This window comes from Phreatobacter sp. (genome assembly GCF_051860605.1).
In the GTDB taxonomy this organism is placed as follows: Bacteria; Pseudomonadota; Alphaproteobacteria; order Rhizobiales; family Phreatobacteraceae; genus Phreatobacter.
Genome location: NZ_JBHYDR010000002.1, coordinates 364,803 through 380,033, shown reverse-complemented (window position 1 = coordinate 380,033; position 15,231 = coordinate 364,803). Strand labels below are relative to the sequence as shown.

The window sequence follows — 15,231 nt, the reverse complement described above, 5'->3', positions numbered from 1 at the left end:
TCCTCTCACACGCGCTCGATGATCGTGGCGGTGCCCATGCCGGCGCCGATGCAGAGCGTCACGAGGGCAGTGGATTTGCCGGTGCGCTCCAGTTCGTCGAGCACGGTTCCGAGGATCATAGCGCCGGTCGCGCCGAGCGGATGGCCCATGGCGATGGCGCCACCGCAGACGTTCATCTTGTCGTGCGGAATGTCGAGCGCCTGCATGTAGCGCAGCACGACCGAGGCAAAGGCCTCGTTCAGTTCGAACAGGTCGATGTCGGCCAGCGTCATGCCGGCCTTCTTCAGAAGCTTGCGCGTCACGTCGATCGGGCCGGTGAGCATGATCGCCGGCTCGGAGCCGATATTGGCAAAGGCGCGGATGCGGGCGCGGGGCTTCAGGCCCGCCGCCTTGCCGGCCTCGGCATTGCCCATGAGGACGGCGGCCGCGCCATCGACGATGCCGGAGGAATTGCCGGCGTGGTGAACGTGGATGACGCTCTCAACATCCGGATGGGCCTGGACGGCCACCGCGTCGAAGCCGGCCGCCTCGCCCATCATCACGAAGGACGGGTTGAGGCTCGCCAGCGACTGCATCGTGGTCGAGGGCCGCATGTGCTCGTCGCGGTCGAGGATGGTGATGCCGTTGATGTCCTTCACCGGCACGACCGAGTTCTTGAACCGGCCTTCCTGCCAGGAGCGGGCGGCGCGGTTCTGGCTCTCCACGGCATAGGCGTCCACGTCGTCGCGCGAGAAGCCGTATTTGGTGGCGATCAGGTCGGCCGAGATGCCCTGCGGCATGAAATAGGTGGGGATCGCGACCGACGGATCGACCGGCCAGGCGCCGCCAGAGGCGCCCATGCCGACGCGCGACATGCTCTCCACCCCGCCGCCGATCACCAGGTCGTGCTGGCCGGCCATGACCTGGGCCGCCGCGAAGTTCACCGCGTCGAGGCCGGAGGCGCAGAAGCGGTTGATCTGGATGCCGGGGACCTCGTCGCCATAGCCGGCCTTCAGGGCGGCGATGCGGGCGATGTCGCCGCCCGCCTCGCCGACCGGATCGACGCAGCCCATGACCACGTCGTCGAGCAGGCGGGCGGTGTCGAGGCCGCTGCGGTCACGGATTGCGCGCAGCGCCGTGGCGGCGAGTTCGACGGCCGTCACCTCGTGGAGGGAGCCATCGGACTTGCCCTTGCCGCGCGGTGTGCGGACATGGTCATAGACGAAGACGTCGGTCATGGCGGGTTCCTCTCCCGTTCGGATCGTGGGGGCGCGGCGTCAGAGCGTGCGCGCGATGAGCAGCTTCATGATCTCGTTGGTGCCGCCATAGATGCGCTGGATGCGCGCGTCCCGGTACATGCGCGAGATCGGATATTCGTCCATGAAGCCGTAGCCTCCGAACAGCTGGAGGCAGCGGTCGACGATGGTGTTCTGCAGGTCGGACAGCTTGTACTTGACCATGGACGCGGTGGCGGTGTCGCAGCGGCCCTCGATATGGAGCCCGACACAGGTGTCGTAGAAGGCCTTGGCCATGGTGGCCTCGGTCTTCATGTCGGCCAGTTCGAACTGGGTGTTCTGGAAGTCCATCACCGGCTTGCCGAAGGCCTTGCGCTCCTTGACATAGGCAATGGTCAGGGTGAGCGCACGCTCCATCATCGCAACCGCAGCGCCGCCGATGGTCAGCCGCTCCTGCGGCAGCGAGCGCATCATCTGGTAGAAGCCCTGGTTGGGTTCGGGGCCGAGCAGGGCCTCGGCCGGCAGCTTCATGTCGTCGAAGAACAGTTCGGATGTGTCGGCCCAGTCGAGGCCGAGCTTCTTGAGCTTGCGCCCGCGCCGGAAGCCGGGCGCGTTGTCGGTCTCGACGACGAAAAGCGAGGTGCCTTTCGCCCCCGCAGACGGATCGGTCTTGGCCGCCACCACGACCATGTTGGCGTGCTGGCCGTTGGTGATGAAGGTCTTCGAGCCGTTGAGCACCCAGCCGTTGCCGGAGCGCTCGGCCTTGGTGCGGATGCCCTGCACGTCGGAGCCGGCACCCGGCTCGGTCATGGCGAGGGCCGCGACAAGCTCGCCGGTCGCCATCTTGGGCAGCCAGTTCTTCTTCTGCTCCTCCGTGCCGTAGTGGAGGATGTAGGGCGCGACGATCGGGCCGTGGATGGCCCAGCCCCACGAATCCGCACCGGCAAGGCCGATCTCGTGGGCGATGACCGCCTCATGGCTGTAGTCGCCGCCGGCGCCGCCATATTCCTCGGGGATCGAGGCCGAGAGCAGGCCGGCATCGGCGGCCTTGGTCCAGGCCTCGCGGTCCATAATGCCCGCCTCCGACCAGCGGTCGAGATGGGGCACGAATTCCTTGTGAAGGAACGACCGGGTGCTCTCGGCGAGCATCGAATGCTCGTCGGTCCACCAGGCCGGCTTCGGCAGATCGAGCGCACTCATGCGGGGTCTCCCTGATCGTTCTTCGCTGTCGGGCGGGGGCGTGCTGTTACACCATCGAAGCCGCGCCACCCGCCAGACGGACATATGGGGGAGACGGCCTGATGGCCGCCTCCCGGATGCGTCAGAAGGCTTCCGCGGGCAGGGCCATCATCGAGTCGGCGCCCGCCGAGATGCGGGCCAGATGCGCACCCGTTTCCGGCATCATCTGCTCGAAGAAGAAGCGCGCCGTGGCGATCTTGGCGGTCATGCGGTCGTCGGCGCCGTTGCCGAGCTTTTCGCCGGCAACCTTGGCCATGCGGGCCAGCATGTAGCCCATGGCGACGAGGCCGAACATGTGCATGTAGGGCGTCGAACCCGCGCCGGCATTGTCGGGCTTGGCGAGGGCGTTCTGCATGAACCACATGGTGGCCGCCTGCAGGTCCTTCAGGCCCTTCGACAGCGAGGCGACCATCGGGCCGACCGTCGCGTCGTCCTTGTTCTGGGCGCAGAACGTGCCGGCCTCGTTGAAGAAGGCCATGACCGCGCGGCCGCCATTGGCCGGCAGCTTGCGGCCGACGAGGTCGAGCGCCTGGATGCCGTTGGCGCCCTCGTAGATCATGGTGATGCGGGCGTCGCGGACGAACTGGCCCATGCCCCATTCGTCGATATAGCCGTGGCCGCCGAACATCTGCTGGGCCTTGACGGCATTGTCGAAGCCGAGATCGGTGAGTACGCCCTTGATGATCGGCGTCATCAGGCCGAGATGGTCCTCGGCCTTCTGCCGCTCGGCGGCATCCTCCGAGCGATGCAGGACGTCGGCCTGGAGCGCGGTCCAGATGACCAGCGCCCGGCCGGCCTCGTTGATGGCGCGCAGGGTCATGAGGTTCCGCCTCACGTCCGGATGGACGATGATCGGGTCGGCGGGCTTCTCGGGCGCCTTCGGTCCGGACAGCGAGCGGCCCTGGAGGCGGTCCTTCGCGTAGGCCACGGCGTTCTGATAGGCGACCTCGGACTGCGAGAGGCCCTGGATGCCGACCGACAGGCGCGCCTCGTTCATCATGACGAACATGGCGGCAAGGCCCTTGTTCTCCTCGCCGACCAGCCAGCCCTTCGCGCCGTCATAGTTCATCACGCAGGTGGCATTGCCGTGGATGCCCATCTTCTCCTCGATCTTGCCGCAGGAGACCGGATTGCGCTCGCCGATCGAGCCGTCCGCATTGGGCAGGAATTTCGGCACGACGAAGAGGGAGATGCCCTTCGTGCCGCCGGGCGCTCCCTCGATGCGGGCGAGCACGAGGTGAACGATGTTCTCCGACATATCGTGCTCACCGGCCGAGATGAAGATCTTCTGGCCGGTGATGGCGTAGGAACCATCGCCGTTCGGCACGGCCTTGGAGCGCAGCATGCCGAGATCGGTGCCGCAATGCGGCTCGGTCAGGTTCATGGTGCCGGTCCATTCGCCGCTCACCATCTTTGGCAGGTAGGTGTCCTTGATCGCGTCGCTGGCATGGACGTGCAGGGCCGCCATCGCGCCCTGGGTCAGGCCCGGATACATGCCCCAGGCAAGGTTCGCGGAGGACATGTATTCGCCGATGATGGCATGCAGCGCCGCCGGCAGGCCCTGGCCGCCATAGGCGGGGTCGAAGGACAGGCCCATCCAGCCGCCCTCGCAATATTGCTTGTAGGCCTCCCTGAAGCCCGGCGGGGTCGTGACCGTGCCGTCATCGTTGCGATGGCAGCCCTTCGCGTCGCCGGAGAGATTGAGCGGCTGAAGCACTTCCTCGCACAGCTTCGCGCCCTCGGTGACGACCGCCTCGACAAGATCGCGGGGCGCGTCGGCGAAGCCCGGCAGGTTCCCGTAGCCCTCCATCTTCAGGACGTCGAAGAGCACGAAAAGGGAGTCATCGACGGGGGCCTTGTAGACCGGCATGGTGTTCTCCTCCTCAGGTCCGGGCCTTGCGTCAGCCGGACGGGTTCACTGATTGGCCGCTGGGGCCGGTTCTCATTCCCTGTCGGCGCCGGGGCCGAGCCCTCCCAGCCGCGCGTCGATCACGGTGATCGCCCGTTCGAGTTCACCGATGGCAAGGTCGATGTCGCGCTTCTGGTCGTTCAACCGGCCGATCTGCTCGCGATATTTCCCGCGCGCGACCTTCATCTGTGTGACGCCGCCATCGCCGAGGTCGTAGAGGTCGAGCATGGCGCCGATCTCCTCCAGCGAGAAGCCGACACATTTGCCCATCAGCACCAGCCGCAGGCGGCCGCGGTCGCGGCGCGAATAGAGGCGCTCCTGTCCGACGCGCTGCGGGGCGATCAGCCCCTTCTCCTCGTAGAAGCGCAGCGCGCGGGCGGTGACGCCGAAGGTGCGGGTCATCTCGCGAATCGTCAGGATATCCCTGGCATCGACATCGGTCCCGACGCCGGCAAGAAGGTCGGCAAGCATGGGGCCGCCGCGGTCGGCGCCGTCCCGGGATTGTGTCGTGCTCATGCCGCTCCGCAAGCCTGTCCTGCCCGTGCAGGATACCGAACGCTCATAGCCTACGTTTACGTAAACGTCAACCTCGGTGGCCTTCTGTGGACGGTGCGAGGGACGGGCATCCGGCAACATCCGCGGTCGCAGGCGGGTGGACGACATCGGTCGGTGCTCTATAGTGCCGACCACATCGAGCCTGAACGGGCCGACAGATTTCCAAGGGAAACGCCAGGAGTTCCGCCATGTCCTTTACCCGCCGCACGCTTCTTGCCGGAGCCGCTGCCACGCCATTCGTCTCGCTGGCCAGCGCCCAGACGCGCGATCCGAGCTGGCCCGCCAATGTGACGCTGGGCACCGCCTCGGTCGGCGGCACCTATTTCGTCTACGGCCAGGCCTGGGCGAGCCTCGTGGGCGAGAAGATCGGCCTGCAGATCAACACCCAGCAGACCCAGGGTCCGAACCAGAACCTGCTGCTCGTCCAGGGCAAGCAGATCGACCTCGGCATGACCACGATGGGCGTTGCCTTGCAGGCCTGGCACGGTCGCGGCGACTGGACGCGCGGGCAGCAGATGCGCGACGTGCGCGCCCTGTTCCCGATGTACGACACGCCCTTCCACTTTGCCGTGCTGAAGCGCTCGGGCATCACGAAGGTGGCCGATCTCGCCGGCAAGCGCGTCGGCGTCGGCCCGCGCGCCGGCACCCCCGGCACCTATTTCCCGCTGATCTTCCAGGCGCTGGGCGTGCAGAACGTCACGATCCGCAACGGCCAGGCCTCGGACATGGGCTCTCAGCTCGGCGACGGTCTGATCGACTGCTTCGCCTTCGCCGCCGGCCTGCCGATCGCCGCCTACACCGAACTGGCCAACACCCAGGACATGGTGTTCTTCGGGTTCAACGACGGTGAACTTGAGAAGCTCAAGGCCGCCATGCCGGAGCTGTCGCCCTCGACGATTCCCGCCGGCACCTACAAGCAGATGGCGAGCGCCGACAAGACCATCGGCCTGTTCAACTTCGCCATCACCAACAAGGGTCTGCCGGACTCGCTCGCCTACGCCATCGTCAAGGCTGTCCACGAGAACCACGACGCAATGGTCAAGGGCCATGCCGCCGCGTCTGAGACCATCCCGCAGAACGTCGCGAAGAACGCCTTCCTGCCGTTCCATCCGGGGGCGGCCCGCTACTACCGCGAGAAGGGCCTGACCATTCCGGACAATCTGGTCGGCTAAGAGTTCCGGATCGGAAATGCCGCGACCGCTCTTGCCAGCGGTCGCGGTTTTCGTTTGGGCGGCAGCCTCGGGTTGATCGACACATGAGCCCACCCGCAGGCAATCTGCGGGTCCGACACGAAACGATCGGACCGGCCAGCGCGAACAGGTCGGACCAGGGTGAAGAACCTTCCGGGGGGCGGGATGACGGCGAAGCCAGAGACGGTGGACGCGGACGACAAGCCGGTGACGATTCCCGAGGAGGAATTCTCCGGCTACATGCGGCAGCTCGGCGGCATGGAGAAATGGCTGTTCTTCGTCTGCGCCGCGGGCTTCACATTGTACCATCTGGCCGTGCTCAACCTGTTCCCACAGGAAGCGCTGCTGTTCCGCTCGACCCACGTCGCCTGGGCGACCGCGCTGGGCTTTGCGCTCTACCGCCCCTTCGGACGGGCCCGGGCCGACCGCATCCCGTGGTATGACTGGGTCTGCATCGTCCTGTCCATCGCCTGCTGCGCCTATATCTACTGGGAACTGGACGGGCTGCTGTTCCGCGCCGGCGCCATCCCCGATCCGATCGACACCGTGGTCGGTCTCGTCGGCACGCTGCTGATCCTGGAATTTGCCCGCCGCAGCGCCGGCATTGCCCTGCCGATCATCGCCGGCGTGTTCATTCTCTATGTCTTCGTCGGCCCGTGGATGCCGGGCGTGCTGCATCATCGCGGCTTCGAGTGGTCGCGGTTTTTCGCCTACATCTATTCGGACCTTGGAATTTTCGGCACGACCACAGAGGCCTCGGCCAATTTCATCGTGCTGTTCGTCGCCTTCGCCGCCTTCCTGCAGATGTCGAAGGTGGGCGATTATTTCAACGACCTGTCGCTGTCGCTGTTCGGCTTCCTGCGTGGCGGCCCGGCCAAGGCGACCATTGCCTCGGGCGTGCTGTTCGGCTCGATCTCCGGCTCGTCGGTGGCTAATGTCGCCGCCTCGGGGGCCATCACCATCCCGATGATGCGGCGCGTCGGCTATGACCGCGCGACCGCCGGCGCGGTGGAGGCAACGTCTTCGACCGGCGGGCAGATCACGCCGCCGGTGCTCGGAGCCGGCGCCTTCCTGATGGCCGAGATTACCGGCATTCCCTATGCCGACATCGCCTTTGCCGCGATCATTCCCTGCCTGCTGTTCTATGTCGCCTGCTACACCCATGTGGAGCTTCACGCCCGCCTGCGCGGGCTTCACGGCCTGCCGCGCAGCGAGTTGCCGCCGCTCTTCGGCCTCCTCAAGAAGGCCTACCAGTTCACCCCGCTGGTGGTGATGGTCTGGCTGCTGATGTCCGGCTATTCGCCGTTCCGCGCCGGAACGCTCGCCATCATCACGGCCGTGATCGTCAGCTGGCTCGACCGGCAGAATGCCATGGGGCCGATGCGCACGCTCGACGCCCTGCACCGCGCCGCCCGCGACTCGCTCCAGCTGATCTCGGTCTGCGCAGCGGCCGGCATCATCGTCGGCGTCATCGCGCTGACCGGCATCGGTGGCCGCTTCGCCCAGTTGCTGCTGCAACTGGCCGGCGAGAACGTGCTGTGGGCGATGATCTTCACCATGGTCGTCGCGCTGATCCTCGGCATGGGCATGCCGACCACGGCCGCCTATGCCATCGGCGCCGCCGTTCTGGCGCCCGGCCTGCAGCGGCTCGGCGTGCAGCCCATTGTCGCGCACATGTTCATCTTCTACTACGCGGTGGTCTCGGCGATCACCCCGCCCATCGCGCTCGCCTCCTTCGCGGCGGCGGCCATCGCCAAGGCCGATCCATGGAAGACGGCCTTCATCTCGGTGAAGATGGGCCTTGCCGTGTTCATCGTGCCGTTCATGTTCTTCTACTCGCCACTGCTGCTTGGCCAGGGATCGTTCCTGCAGGTGGCGCCGGTGTTCGCCACCGCAGTGATCGGCGTCATGCTGCTCGCCTGCGCGACCGAGGGCTGGGCAGGTCGGCCGATCGGCTGGCTCCTGCGCCTGCCGCTGCTGGCGGGCGCGCTGTTCCTGATCGTGCCGGAGGGCATCTCGGACATCATCGGCATCGGCATCGCGGTTGCGGTTTTCGCGGTCGCCCGGCTGATGCCCGGCTTCGCACCGGGCCGGGTCCACGCCTGATGCGGACCGGCCGCCACGGCGGTTTTCAGGCGTCGCGCTGACGACGATCGAGATAGCGTCGAAGCGGGATGCCGGCCAGCGACAGGAGCCCCAGCCCGGCAAGGCCAAGGGCCACCTTGGGCGTCAGGATCGAGCCGATGGTGACGGCGCCACCCTGGTCCAGCACATCGCCAAGTCCGGATCCGGCCGTGGCGAAGACTGCCGTCGCCGGCACGATTCCGACCAGGGTCGTCGCCGCGAAAACCGGCAGCCGCACGCCGGAAAAGGCGGGCACGAGGTTGACCAGGAAGAAGGGAAAGACCGGCACGAGACGTAGCACCAGCAGATAGGACCAGGCATCGTTGCGCAGGCCGGCGGCCAGCCGCGCCGCCTTCGGCCCGAGCCGGTCCACCGCGTCGGCGCCAAACAGCCGCCGGGCCGCGAGGAACACCAGCACGGCGCCGGTGGTCGCGGCCAGGACCGCAAGGCCCGTTCCCATGACCGCTCCGAACAGGAAGCCGCCGGCCAGCGTCAGCCAGACCGCCCCCGGCACGGCGAGCGCCACGACGGCGGCGTAGATGGCGGCATAGGCCGCAGGCGCGACGACCGGATGGGCGGCGGCCCAGCCGGCAATGGCGGCGCGGTGCTGCCGGAGGGTCTCGATGGACAGGAGGTCGGCGATGCCCGACAGCTTGAGGCCGACCACCAATGCGACCACCAGCACGAGCACGACAAGGCGGCGGTCGGGTCGAAAGCGGCGGACGTCCATCGGCATGGCGCCTGAATGCGGCTGGAAGCCGGTTGGGTCCAAGGGCTGAATACTGTCTGCGACATCGCAAACGCGATCAAGCGACCAGCCCTTCGCGCGGGAACGCTCCGATGCTAAACCCCATCACGTCGACGTGTGATGCCGCCGTGCAGGGCTTTTCCGGCTGCGCGACCCGATCCGTGTGTAACATTCCGCCCATTGCCCGCGTAGGAACTTATGGTTCGGCCGTGACAGACCGAGACGAGCAATGGAGTGCCTGGCTGCGTGCGGGCCTTACGGGCGACGAGGGGGCCTATCGACGGTTCCTGCGTGATCTCGCGCCGTTTCTGCGCGGCCTTGCGCGCTCGGGCCTGTCGCGGGCCGGCCGGTCGACGGCAGAGGCGGAAGACATCGTGCAGGAAGTGCTGATCGCCATTCACACGCGACGGACCAGCTGGATGCAGGACCAGCCCGTTCTGCCATGGGTGCGGGCGATCCTGAAGCACAAGCTGATCGACGCGCTGAGGCGGCGCGGCAGTTCGGGCGCGGTGAATATCGACGACCTGTCCGAGGTGATCGCCGCGCCGAACGACGCGCCGGAGATCGCCACGCGGGATGTCGTCAGGCTCGCCGAGAGCCTGCCCGACGGCCAGCGGGCGGTGATCCGCGCGATGTTCGTGGACGGCCACAACACGGCGGAGACTGCCGCAGCGCTGTCGATGAGCGAGGGCGCGGTGCGGGTTGCCCTTCACAGGGCCCTGTCCGGCCTTGCGCGCATGCTGCGCGGGAGTATCTGACGACCATGAAGACCGACGATCTCATCGAGGCCCTGTCGCGCGACGCAACGGTCGCCGGCCCCGCATTCCGCCAGCGGATGGCACTGGCGGTCGGTGTGGCGCTGGCCTCGGCCATGATCCTCCTGTGGTTCGCCATCGCGCCACGGCCCGATCTTGCCGCCGCGATCCGCACGCTGCTGTTCGACCTGAAGATCGCGCTGGTGGCAACGCTTGCCGTGGCGATGCTGGCCCTGCTGGCGGCCAGCTTCCGGCCGGAGGCGCGTCTGCCGTTGCCCGTGCTTGCCGTGCCGCTCATCCTGCTCGCCTTCGGCATCGGCCACGAACTCGCGACGCAATTGCCGCAGAGCTACGTCACCCGCCTTGTCGGGCGCAACGCCTCCGCCTGCCTGACCTGGATCCCGCTCATGTCGATCGTGCCGCTCGGCGCCTTCCTGGCCTTGCTGCGCGCGGGCGCGCCCGCGGACCCGATGCGCGCCGGTGCCATTGCCGGCCTCGCCGCCGGCTCGGTCGCCGCGCTGTTCTACGCCTTCCACTGCACCGACGACTCGCCGCTCTTCGTCGCCACCTGGTACCCGATCGGCATCGGCCTGGTGGCTGCGCTCGGTGCCCTTGCGGGCCGGCGCCTGCTGGTCTGGTAAGCCGGCATCGGCAACGCGGACGGCTTGCGAGGGCCCCTGAAAGCTGATCGACTGATCAGACAGTCAGTGAGGCTTCATGGTCGCAGCGGCCGCCGCATCGCGCGTCAGGGCCACGTCGAAGGACGACATCCTCGACGCTGCCGAACAATTGTTCGCCCTGCGCGGGTTCGACGGCACCAGCATGCGCGAGATCGCTGAGGAGGCGGGCGTCGCGCAGGCGCTCCTGCACTACCATTTCCGGACCAAGGAAGGCCTGTTCGAGGCCATGTTCCAGCGCCGGTCCGACGCCATCAATAGCAGCCGCCTCGCCCGGCTCGACCAGATTCTGGATGCCGGCACGCCGCGCATCGAGGAGATCATCGATGCGCTCCTGCGCCCGACCCTCGAGGCCGGCCACGACCCGGCGCGCGGCGGGGCGACGTTTGCCAGGCTGATCCTGACCACGGGCGCGTCCAGCCACGCCTGGCAGAGGGCGCTGATCGCCGCGAGCTACGACGCCATGGCGCGGCGCTATATCGCCGCTATCGGCAAGGCCGTGCCCGGCCTGTCACTGGCCGACGCGACCTGGGGCTACCTGTTCGTCATCGGCGCGGCGCTGACGCATATGTCGCCGACCGGGCGAGCCGACCGCCTGTCGGATGGCGAAACGTCGGACAGCGACACGGAAACCCTCATCGCCCGCGCCACGACATTTGCAGCAGCGGGGCTGAGGGCACTGGCCGCCGATGCAGCGCGCCCCGGCCCTCGCGCGGGGGATGGCGGTCATGCGTGAGAACCGCGCCGAAACACCGGGCGGGAGCATGATGCTCCCGAGCGCCCGGCAGAACCAACACAAGGGAGAGACCCATGACCCGACGAATCGTCGACCTGTCCGTGGCGCTGCGCGCCGACATCGCCTCCGATCCGCCGGGCGCGCTCCCCGAGATTACCTATATCGACCACAAGGCATCGGTTCAGCAAATCCTGCAGTTCTTCCCCGGACTGACTGCCGAGGACCTGCCCGGCGGCGATGGCTGGGCCGTGGAGCGGCTGCAGATCTCCACCCATAACGGCACGCACCTCGACGCGCCCTACCACTTCCACTCGACGACGGATGGCGGCAAGCCGGCCTGGACCATTGACGAGATGCCGCTGGACTGGTGCTTCCAGCGCGGCGTGAAACTCGACTTCCGTCACCTGCCCGACGGCTATGTGGCAACGCCCGGCGACGTGGAGGCGGAACTCAAGCGCGCCGGCGTGGAGCTTCAGCCGCTCGACATCGTGGTGGTGAACACGGCTGCGGGCGAGCGCTACGGCCAGCCCGACTATGTCGCGCGCGGCTGCGGCATGGGGCGCGAGGCGACGCTGTGGCTGACCGAGCGGGGCGTGCGCATCACCGGCACCGATGCCTGGAGCTGGGATGCGCCGTTCGTTCACACCGCCAAGAAATATGCCGAGACGAAGGATGCAGGGCTCATCTGGGAGGGGCACCGCGCCGGCATGGTGCGCGCCTATGGCCATATCGAGAAGCTGACCAATCTCGACCAGCTTCCCGCCACCGGCTTCATGATCTCCTGCTTCCCCTACAAGATCCACAAGGCCTCGGCCGGCTTCTGCCGGGCGGTCGCGATCTTCCAGGACTGAACCGGCCTGCAGGCGCCCGGCGGGGGTGAAGCCCGCCCGTCCCCGTCATGCCCGACATTTCTTCGGGCATGACGGCCGGATGCAGCCGCCCGGCGGCAGCAGCCGCACGCTTGCGCACAGGTGCGACATGACGGCGGGCGCGCGTCCCGCCATAATGGCAAAGACACCGTCCGCGTTGCCGAAGGTTCCATGTCCCAAGAGCACCATCGCCCCGTGACCAAGGGAGACCGCGTCTTCCTGGTCGATGCCTCGTCCTTCGTGTTCCGGGCCTATTTCCAGTCGATGAACCAGGACCGGAAATACAATGCCCGGTCCGACGGCCTGCCGACCGGGGCTGTCCGGCTCTTCGCCACCAAGGTGCTGCAATTCGTCGAGGAGGGGGCGCTCGGCGTGAAGCCCACCCATCTCGCCATGATTCTCGACAAGAGCGAACAGTCGTTCCGCAAGGAGCTCTACCCGCTCTACAAGGCCCAGCGGCCGCCGCCGCCAGAGGACCTGGTGCCGCAGTTTCCACTGATGCGCCATTGCATCCGCGCCTTCGGCCTGCATCCGATCGAACAGGATCGCTATGAGGCCGACGACCTGATCGCGACCTATGCCGAACAGGCCTGCGCGCGCGGGGCCGACGTGCTGATCATTTCCGCCGACAAGGACCTGATGCAGCTCGTGCGCCCCTGCGTCGCCTTCTACGATCCCGAAAGCGGCATCCGGGGCAAGCCCGGCTACCGGCCGGAGCGCCTGCTGACGCACGGCGACAGGTTCGAGCGCTGGAATGTGCCCCCCGGCAAGGTCGGTGACGTGACCGAATACTGGGAAGGGATGCCGCCCGAGAAGATCGTCGACATCCAGTCGCTCGAAGGCGACACCTCCGACAACGTGCCGGGTGCGCCGGGCATCGGTCGCAAGACCGCCGCGCAACTGATCGCCGAATATGGCGACCTCGAATCGCTGCTGGCCCGCGCCCACGAGATCAAGCAGCCCAAGCGGCGCGAGACCCTGACCAATCCCGAGGTCATCGAGAAGGTGCTGATCTCGCGCAAGCTGGTCGAACTGGTCCGCGATGTCGCGCTCGAGGTGCCTCTGGACGAGACCGGGCTGGAAAAGCCGGACGGCAATACGCTGGTCGCCTTCCTGAAGGCGATGGAGTTCACCACCATCACGAAGAAGGCGGGGGAGCTCTACGGGGTCGATCCGGCCAAGGTCGAGCCCGACCCGGCGCTGGCGGCAGGCAAGGGCGTGGCGGTTGCGCCTGCCGCAGCGGCGGCGGACCCATCCGAAGTCACCGATGCAGCCCCCGGCAGCCCCTCCGCAGATGGCCCCTCCCCCGCCAGCCGGGCCGCTGCCGCGCTGGCCGCGCTGAAGGGTCTTTCCGTCGACCATGGCAGCTACCAGTGCATCACCACCGTGGAGGCACTCGATGCCTTCATCGCCGCGGCCCGCGAGGCGGGCGTGGTGGCGCTCGATACCGAGACGACCTCGCTGGATGCCATGAGCGCCGATCTGGTCGGTTTCTCGCTGGCCTATGCACCGGGCAAGGCCTGCTACGTCCCGCTCGCGCACAAGGCAGGCGAAGCCGGCCTGTTCGATTCCGGGCTCGTGGAAGGCCAGTTGCCGATGGGCGAGGCGCTCGGCCGGCTCAAGGCGCTCGCGGCCGATCCCGGCGTGCTGAAGGTCGGGCAGAACCTGAAATACGACCTGCTCGTGCTCGCCCGCCACGGGATCGCCATTGCGCCCTATGACGACACCATGCTGATTTCCTATGCTCTTGACGCCGGGCGCGGGACGCACGGCATGGATGCGCTCTCCGAACGGCATCTCGGGCACCAGCCGATCAGCTTCGATGCGGTGACCGGCACGGGCAAAAACCGTATCACCTTCGACCGCGTGCCGCTGGACCGCGCCACCGCCTATGCGGCGGAAGATGCCGACGTGACGCTCAGGCTCTGGCAGGTGCTGAAACCCCGCCTGCCGGCCGAGGCCAAGACCACCGTCTATGAAACGCTGGAGCGGCCGCTGGTCGAGGTCCTCGCCACCATGGAGCGGCGCGGCATCCTGATCGACCGGCAGGTGCTCTCGCGCCTGTCCGGCGATTTTGCCCAGGTTGCGGCGCGGGTGGAGGCGGAGATCCAGGACCTGGCCGGCGAGCCACTCAATCCCGGTTCGCCCAAGCAGCTCGGTGACATCCTGTTTGGCAAGATGGGCCTGCCGGGCGGCTCCAAGACCAAGACCGGGGCCTGGTCGACGGCCGCCGGCGTGCTCGAGGATCTCGCAGACGAGGGCCACGAACTGCCGCGCCGGATCATCGACTGGCGCACCGTGACCAAGCTGAAATCGACCTATACCGATGCGCTGCCGACCTACATCAATCCGGAAACCGGACGGGTTCACACCTCCTTCGCACTTGCGGCGACGACGACCGGGCGGCTGTCGTCTTCCGACCCCAATATCCCGAACATTCCGGTGCGCACCGAGGAAGGCCGCAAGATCCGCACGGCCTTCATCGCGCCGAAGGGGCGCAAGCTGGTCTCGGCCGACTATTCGCAGATCGAACTGCGCATCCTCGCCCATATCGCCGATATCCCGCAGTTGAGGCAGGCCTTCGCCGACGGCATCGACATCCATGCGATGACGGCCTCAGAGATGTTCGGCGTGCCGGTGAAGGGCATGGACCCGCTGGTGCGACGGCGCGCCAAGGCCATCAATTTCGGCATCATCTACGGCATCTCGGCCTTCGGCCTTGCCAACCAGCTGTCCATCCCGCGCGAGGAGGCCGGCGCCTATATCAAGAAATATTTCGAGCGCTTCCCGGGCATCCGCGACTACATGGATTCAACCAAGGCCTTCGTGCGCGAGCACGGCTATGTGGAGACCGTTTTCGGCCGGCGCTGCCACTTTCCCGCGATCAGGTCCGGCAATCCATCGGAACGTGCCTTCGTCGAACGGCAATCGATCAATGCGCCGATCCAGGGCTCGGCGGCCGACATCATCCGCCGCGCCATGGTGCGGATGGATGCGGCGCTGGAGGCGGCCGGACTTGGCGCGCTGATGCTGCTGCAGGTCCATGACGAACTGGTCTTCGAGGTGCCGGATGACGAGGTGGATCGCACCCTGCCCGTCATCCGCCGCGTGATGGAGGAAGCGCCGATGCCGGCGCTGGAGCTGAAGGTGCCGCTGCAGGTCGATGCCCGCGCCGCCCATAACTGGGACGAGGCGCATTGAGGGGCTGCCGGCGG

General features: G+C 67.3%; 12 protein-coding genes. 7 read left to right on the top strand and 5 right to left on the bottom strand.

The window, feature by feature from the left end:
- Positions 1-5: 5 nt before the first annotated feature.
- The 4 genes from ACTIFS_RS04645 to ACTIFS_RS04630 form a co-directional block, all read right to left on the bottom strand.
- The gene (locus ACTIFS_RS04645; protein ID WP_439572869.1) at positions 6-1,217 is read right to left on the bottom strand and encodes an acetyl-CoA C-acetyltransferase; all 1,212 of its coding nucleotides are present in this window, start codon (positions 1,215-1,217) and stop codon (positions 6-8) included.
- A gap of 39 nt (positions 1,218-1,256) precedes the next feature.
- Positions 1,257-2,414, bottom strand: a complete 1,158-nt coding sequence (locus tag ACTIFS_RS04640; RefSeq protein WP_439572868.1) for an acyl-CoA dehydrogenase family protein — start codon at positions 2,412-2,414, stop codon at positions 1,257-1,259.
- Positions 2,415-2,535: 121 nt separating this feature from the next.
- The gene (locus ACTIFS_RS04635; protein ID WP_439572867.1) at positions 2,536-4,323 is read right to left on the bottom strand and encodes an acyl-CoA dehydrogenase C-terminal domain-containing protein; all 1,788 of its coding nucleotides are present in this window, start codon (positions 4,321-4,323) and stop codon (positions 2,536-2,538) included.
- A 72-nt stretch (positions 4,324-4,395) separates the two neighbouring features.
- Complete coding sequence (locus ACTIFS_RS04630) at positions 4,396-4,878, bottom strand: MerR family transcriptional regulator (protein ID WP_439572866.1); 483 nt, start codon at positions 4,876-4,878, stop codon at positions 4,396-4,398.
- A gap of 227 nt (positions 4,879-5,105) precedes the next feature.
- Between ACTIFS_RS04630 and ACTIFS_RS04625 the strand changes: the two genes are divergently transcribed.
- Both ACTIFS_RS04625 and ACTIFS_RS04620 read left to right on the top strand, forming a co-directional pair.
- Positions 5,106-6,089: a TAXI family TRAP transporter solute-binding subunit gene (locus ACTIFS_RS04625; RefSeq protein WP_439572865.1), complete on the top strand. Its 984-nt coding sequence runs from the start codon at positions 5,106-5,108 to the stop codon at positions 6,087-6,089.
- Between the two features lie 183 nt (positions 6,090-6,272).
- Positions 6,273-8,213: a TRAP transporter permease gene (locus tag ACTIFS_RS04620; RefSeq protein WP_439572864.1), complete on the top strand. Its 1,941-nt coding sequence runs from the start codon at positions 6,273-6,275 to the stop codon at positions 8,211-8,213.
- 25 nt (positions 8,214-8,238) lie between these two features.
- Here ACTIFS_RS04620 and ACTIFS_RS04615 read toward each other — a convergent pair whose 3' ends face one another.
- Entirely contained in the window at positions 8,239-8,961 is a 723-nt protein-coding gene (locus tag ACTIFS_RS04615) for a TVP38/TMEM64 family protein (RefSeq protein WP_439572863.1), read from the bottom strand.
- 227 nt (positions 8,962-9,188) lie between these two features.
- On the opposite strand from ACTIFS_RS04615, the gene ACTIFS_RS04610 reads away from it, so the two are divergent.
- From ACTIFS_RS04610 to polA, 5 genes are all read left to right on the top strand, one after another.
- Complete coding sequence (locus tag ACTIFS_RS04610; RefSeq protein ID WP_439572862.1) at positions 9,189-9,737, top strand: sigma-70 family RNA polymerase sigma factor; 549 nt, start codon at positions 9,189-9,191, stop codon at positions 9,735-9,737.
- 5 nt (positions 9,738-9,742) lie between these two features.
- Entirely contained in the window at positions 9,743-10,375 is a 633-nt protein-coding gene (locus ACTIFS_RS04605; protein ID WP_439572861.1) for an NrsF family protein, read from the top strand.
- Between the two features lie 76 nt (positions 10,376-10,451).
- The gene (locus tag ACTIFS_RS04600; RefSeq protein WP_439572860.1) at positions 10,452-11,147 is read left to right on the top strand and encodes a TetR family transcriptional regulator; all 696 of its coding nucleotides are present in this window, start codon (positions 10,452-10,454) and stop codon (positions 11,145-11,147) included.
- 74 nt (positions 11,148-11,221) lie between these two features.
- A complete protein-coding gene (locus ACTIFS_RS04595; RefSeq protein ID WP_439572859.1) occupies positions 11,222-11,998 on the top strand; it encodes a cyclase family protein in 777 nt (258 codons plus the stop codon).
- 189 nt (positions 11,999-12,187) lie between these two features.
- Positions 12,188-15,217: a DNA polymerase I gene (gene polA / locus ACTIFS_RS04590; protein ID WP_439572858.1), complete on the top strand. Its 3,030-nt coding sequence runs from the start codon at positions 12,188-12,190 to the stop codon at positions 15,215-15,217.
- The last annotated feature ends 14 nt before the right edge of the window (positions 15,218-15,231 follow it).

Excerpts from the sequence above, each read along its gene's own strand:
- ACTIFS_RS04635 (WP_439572867.1), bottom strand. The coding sequence starts at position 4,323 with ATGCCGGTCTACAAGGCCCCCGTCGATGACTCCCTTTTCGTGCTCTTC.
- ACTIFS_RS04640 (WP_439572868.1), bottom strand. The coding sequence starts at position 2,414 with ATGAGTGCGCTCGATCTGCCGAAGCCGGCCTGGTGGACCGACGAGCAT.
- ACTIFS_RS04595 (WP_439572859.1), top strand. The coding sequence starts at position 11,222 with ATGACCCGACGAATCGTCGACCTGTCCGTGGCGCTGCGCGCCGACATC.
- ACTIFS_RS04615 (WP_439572863.1), bottom strand. The coding sequence starts at position 8,961 with ATGGACGTCCGCCGCTTTCGACCCGACCGCCGCCTTGTCGTGCTCGTG.
- ACTIFS_RS04620 (WP_439572864.1), top strand. The coding sequence starts at position 6,273 with ATGACGGCGAAGCCAGAGACGGTGGACGCGGACGACAAGCCGGTGACG.
- ACTIFS_RS04645 (WP_439572869.1), bottom strand. The coding sequence starts at position 1,217 with ATGACCGACGTCTTCGTCTATGACCATGTCCGCACACCGCGCGGCAAG.
- ACTIFS_RS04600 (WP_439572860.1), top strand. The coding sequence starts at position 10,452 with ATGGTCGCAGCGGCCGCCGCATCGCGCGTCAGGGCCACGTCGAAGGAC.
- ACTIFS_RS04630 (WP_439572866.1), bottom strand. The coding sequence starts at position 4,878 with ATGAGCACGACACAATCCCGGGACGGCGCCGACCGCGGCGGCCCCATG.
- ACTIFS_RS04625 (WP_439572865.1), top strand. The coding sequence starts at position 5,106 with ATGTCCTTTACCCGCCGCACGCTTCTTGCCGGAGCCGCTGCCACGCCA.
- polA (WP_439572858.1), top strand. The coding sequence starts at position 12,188 with ATGTCCCAAGAGCACCATCGCCCCGTGACCAAGGGAGACCGCGTCTTC.
- ACTIFS_RS04605 (WP_439572861.1), top strand. The coding sequence starts at position 9,743 with ATGAAGACCGACGATCTCATCGAGGCCCTGTCGCGCGACGCAACGGTC.